General features: G+C 45.9%; 3 protein-coding genes. 1 reads left to right on the top strand and 2 read right to left on the bottom strand.

Annotation, left to right across the window (positions count from 1 at the left end; translation table 11 throughout):
* Positions 1-367 precede the first annotated feature (367 nt).
* Complete coding sequence (locus ABGY95_RS10160; RefSeq protein WP_347441569.1) at positions 368-1,231, bottom strand: DUF5718 family protein; 864 nt, start codon at positions 1,229-1,231, stop codon at positions 368-370.
* Between the two features lie 544 nt (positions 1,232-1,775).
* Between ABGY95_RS10160 and ABGY95_RS10155 the strand changes: the two genes are divergently transcribed.
* Positions 1,776-2,015 (top strand): hypothetical protein, encoded by a 240-nt coding sequence (locus ABGY95_RS10155; protein ID WP_347441568.1) that lies wholly within the window; start codon positions 1,776-1,778, stop codon positions 2,013-2,015.
* Positions 2,016-2,756: 741 nt separating this feature from the next.
* Here the strand turns inward: ABGY95_RS10155 and ABGY95_RS10150 are convergent.
* Positions 2,757-4,097: an MATE family efflux transporter gene (locus ABGY95_RS10150; protein ID WP_347441567.1), complete on the bottom strand. Its 1,341-nt coding sequence runs from the start codon at positions 4,095-4,097 to the stop codon at positions 2,757-2,759.
* Between the last annotated feature and the right edge of the window lie 437 nt (positions 4,098-4,534).

Below are 4,534 nucleotides of genomic sequence, written 5' to 3'. Positions count from 1 at the left end.
CTGGTGTGCTAGCAGCCCATGGAAGCCAACCTCAAAACATGATCGTGTGACGCCTCTAAGCAAGTGCTCTACAGGGCGAAATGGACAAGCATCTTGGATATGTCAAAGTCAAGCCCAGACCTATGGGGTATGCAGGGAGTATTACTAGAAGTCGGTTATTATGATGACTAAACTGAGGCAAATTATGAGGATCTTCTGGCCTAGAATGTAGTCGATTCACACATCGCTCAACTGACCTCCATACAATATAATTGGCGCACATCACTTAGTTGAAATCTATCTAAGGGTAATCGAAGACAGAATGGATGACAGCTGTATGCACTCAGTTGATTCTTCTCTATCTAGCCTACGTCGAAATGCTGATAACTTAAATAGTCGTGACTTGTTGCTGAAGGATCAGGGCTTTGCACTCATGTACCTTGTTTTCACTCAAGAGAGCCTCGAGTTCTCCTGCTCTGGTGTATTGAGTTCCGTCGTAGGCTATGACGAAGATTTCGTCGTTTTCTTTTAGGAAACGCATCTCGCTGTTGCCAAATTCGGAATAGCAAGTCGCTCCGATACCTACCACACCGTAAGACGGTTTGGATTTAGCTAACATCGGACCTATTGGCTCGAGCGGTCCATGGTCTAGCTGAGTGTTGATCTGGTTCACCATCCAATCGACTAAAGTCTGATTGAAATAACAGTAATCAGTAACGGCGGTGTCTTTACCGTAAGGGATGAGTACGCCATCGCGTTTGAGGTAGCAGGTGAGGCGGTAGTTGTCGATCGAGCCTCCTTTCTGAGTGAAGTCATCAATGCTTAGAATTTCTTTAGCCATCCCCTGTGAAGCAGCTCCCCAGTTCTTTTTTTTGCTGATCTTTGACGCTGCGACTCTGCGAGAGCAGTCGTTAAAGGAGCTGAAACCAAGTACCGAGATGCCGTCTAACAGCTGTGGACCACTTTCAGCATACTCGAATTTTACCACCAGTGCGATTTCAGGCTCGGGCTGGAGGAATCCCTCGCCATTGTTATTAAGCAGAGCGTGCGAAAGGGGATTAACGGAAAGGAAGCTATCAGAACCTGAAATATACCATGGGAACATCCCTTTTGGGGCATTTTCTAACGCTACAACTTCTTTGAAGTCATCTGCCTCACCCGCTTGAACAAGATGCTCAGCCTGGTTCCCTGCAATACCTAGACCAACCCAGTTCTGACCTTGGGTGATTTCATCGAGTGTGACAATTTCCATGTGAGCTATCTACCTTAGATTACATAGAACGCAAGACTCAGTTGGAAGAGGGTAGGATCGATGAGTTCAACCAATCACTCCGAAAATTCACTCAGTTGGTGTGCGATTAGATTGTATTGATCAACATTTTAATAGTTAGGCGTGAGGTTTAGCTTTAGGGTGTATTTGTTAATTGATTGTGTAGATTTGGTTGCGCAAGTTACTGGTATATAATGTGTTATGATTATTCACGGTGATGAATCTACTTGTCGCCACCTATGACACGGGCTCAATCAACGATCTTGGTCTTTCCCCAGCGCTCTGAGCTCGTTTATTCAATTGGTGATTCCACAGCCATCTCTTAGGTTGACCATTTGTATGGCTGATCGCCCTTATAATAGACCTAGTACACTACAAGCCAATCCAAAGACAAACTGCCTGTGCTCACTCAGCTCAGCAAGCTCTCTAGAAAGCAGGGGCATGGATAAACCAGTTCAAACATTTACAGCATGGAGTCATGTCGTAAGCCTGCTCGTCGCGCCACTCATGCACGCCACAGGACATTATGATGTTTGCGTTAAAACTGCCTATTTATTCACGTTGGACAGATAGCTTAGCGGGAGCCCGGAACCTACAGAGCTTTCTGCCGTCTTGTGCTATTCGTGAAGCGGTTCGCCACCACGATGACACCCGCGCAGCAACTTACTGCGCTCACCTTCAGCAAGTCGATATTGATTTATTCGACACAACCTATGTGAACTTTACGCATCGCTACGAGCTTTGCCAAAGGGGGGCTTCTGGGTGACTATAGACAATAGCCATACACAGTACGAAATGATCTACTCAAGAAGCCCAAGAGAAATATATACTCATACGTGATGTCCTCATCCTTTAAAAAATCCAACGAGTGAGAAACAGCAGTACCCGACGCCAATGCGCTGAGTTGAGAGGATTTTAATCATCGACTGAAACAAAAGGTAGTGGTCTTTATCACCAATATTACGGACTGGGAGGCAAGTAGTCGTGGTGCTTTCTATCAAGTTCGCTGTGGCACCAAAGTTTACTGTAAACAAATAAAATAGCCCACAAATTTATGATTTTCTAGGCCTTAGTCTACATACAATACGCTGGCAACTATGGTCAGCCCTGCTCCTTTAGCTCTTGATGTGTTTGCAAGGTCAAATAGCAGATTGGTCTAATCATTTTTCCAGCCTACTCGCAGTAGTTCGTGGGGTGGCATGTGGCCGAATATACCTAATGAGAACGGCTCAGATCCTATGAGACAGGGAGAGGTCTTCATCCTATGCGGCAACCTGTGAAACATCGTACCGAGTAAAGCTACAGCATGTCCGCATGAGGCAACAGGCGAGAAGGAAACCTTTGTATAGCTAGTATGACTTTTAAAATAAAAAATGAAGCCACCGCATCGGTCAAAAAAAGCAATGCCCATTCAAGCATGACAGATACTCATTGAGTTGCTACGGGATGACTGAGAAACTATCAAATGGTACTAAGAATCCATTGACCATTGACCATTGACCGATGACTAGCACAGCCTGCGAAGCACCGATTGCCCGTAGCTGATAGTGATGCCTGCCATGACGATATTTATCGCACACATAGCCATCCAAAAACCCTCAAGACTTAGTTGGAAAAAATGTACGACTAAGCTGAACACCACCAAAGGTAGGATAACCTTGCGTGTCAAAGCCTCGGCAAATCCGTACATCGGCCGCTTCATAGCCTGAAGGAAACCGATGTAGATGAATCCAGCGACGTAGGCCCACTGGATGAAGGACACGATGCGAACATAGCGCGTGCCGGTCTCTATGACCTCAGAGTCCTCAGTGAAGAGTTGAACCAATGGAGTGGCGAATACGAAGAGCAACACGGAAGCTGTGATGATCAGGTAGAGGCCATATTTAAAACAGAGACGCACGCATTCCCGCACGCGCTCGATTTCGCCGGCTCCATTATTCTGGCCCACGATAGAGACAATGGCAGAACCTAGGCCGATAGCAGGGAGCAAGGCCATTTGTTCGATCCGCGTGCCCACACCGAAGGCTGCTACTGCTCCTTCACCATAAAACTTGAGGAAGTAGGTGGTGACAAAAAAACCCATCGCGATAGACATTAGGTTAAAGCTAGTCGGGATTCCTTGGCGCAAAATCTGACCATAAGTTTTTAACTTAGGCTTCAAGTGTTCAGTGCAACGTAGTGTCACATGACCACGGCGAACCACCACGGAGAATAGATAGAAACCGCCGATCGCTTGGATCAACACGGTCGCACATGCTATACCTTTTATTCCCATTGCAGGCAGGCCAAAGCCGCCATAGAGAAACCATGGGTCGAGAATTAGATTAAGAAAGAAGCCAATGATAAGCACCCTGCTGTATGTCTTGCTATCGCCGTGTGCCAGTAGAATGGCATTGCTCATGCTGCTGAGCAGGAAAAAGACCGCGCCGATGAAGAGAGGGGTGGTGTAGCTGGTTGCCAGCGAGAGGTAGTTATCACTGGCTCCGAGCATTTTAAAAAGCGGAGTGGCCGTACTGAGCCCAAAAATACTGACTGCAAGGGCGCAAACGCATGCCAGTGAGAAAACTTGCCCAGAAAGCGTGGCTTCTAGATCCTTATCTTTGGCGCCAATGGCGTTGGCAATTAAAGCTGATGCTCCACGTGCGAGGCCTCCACTGATGGCAACAATGATAAAGAACAAAGGGAAGGATAGAGCCATCGCAGCGAGGGCTTCGGTCGAAATGCGTCCAGCGTAGAAGGAATCCACCACATTATACATTGTGTTAAAAAAATACCCGATGCTCATTGGCAGGGCAATTCGACGAATGTGCAATGGCAGTGAGCCGGAAGTCAATGAGGGTGAATCCATGTCCAGAAAGAGTAGGAACTTAGCACACTTTTGCAAGGCATCAGCGATGGCTGACTGTGATATTTCAGATCTAACCCAAAAGACTAACTTAGGTGAAGGGAAAACTATTTTGTGGGTCTAACTAAACTCACTAAGCCACAGATAAATAAGTACATATTCAAACCATTTTGGGATTTTTCAAACAAAACGACTTCTAGATGTAATCCTCGTACTTCTTTTTTACACATCAGTTAAGAAAGCACAAAAAATGCCACATCCATGATATGGTCGCGCGAAGCATTTATAACGTTGTTTTTTACCACAATAGTAATGACAAACAGAGTGATAGGATAAGGTTATTGTATTTCGCGGCGATTGCTCGTTGATTCGCAAATAAGATTGCCACAGTATGGGTTAGTCTATTATTAAGTTATTACATTTATGGCCATACCCCAAAG

Source organism: Rubritalea sp., from assembly GCF_039830215.1.
Taxonomy (GTDB): domain Bacteria; phylum Verrucomicrobiota; class Verrucomicrobiia; order Verrucomicrobiales; family Akkermansiaceae; genus Rubritalea.
This window is presented reverse-complemented; position numbering and strand designations above follow the sequence as displayed.

Excerpts from the sequence above, each read along its gene's own strand:
- ABGY95_RS10160 (WP_347441569.1), bottom strand. The coding sequence starts at position 1,231 with ATGGAAATTGTCACACTCGATGAAATCACCCAAGGTCAGAACTGGGTT.
- ABGY95_RS10155 (WP_347441568.1), top strand. The coding sequence starts at position 1,776 with ATGATGTTTGCGTTAAAACTGCCTATTTATTCACGTTGGACAGATAGC.
- ABGY95_RS10150 (WP_347441567.1), bottom strand. The coding sequence starts at position 4,097 with ATGGATTCACCCTCATTGACTTCCGGCTCACTGCCATTGCACATTCGT.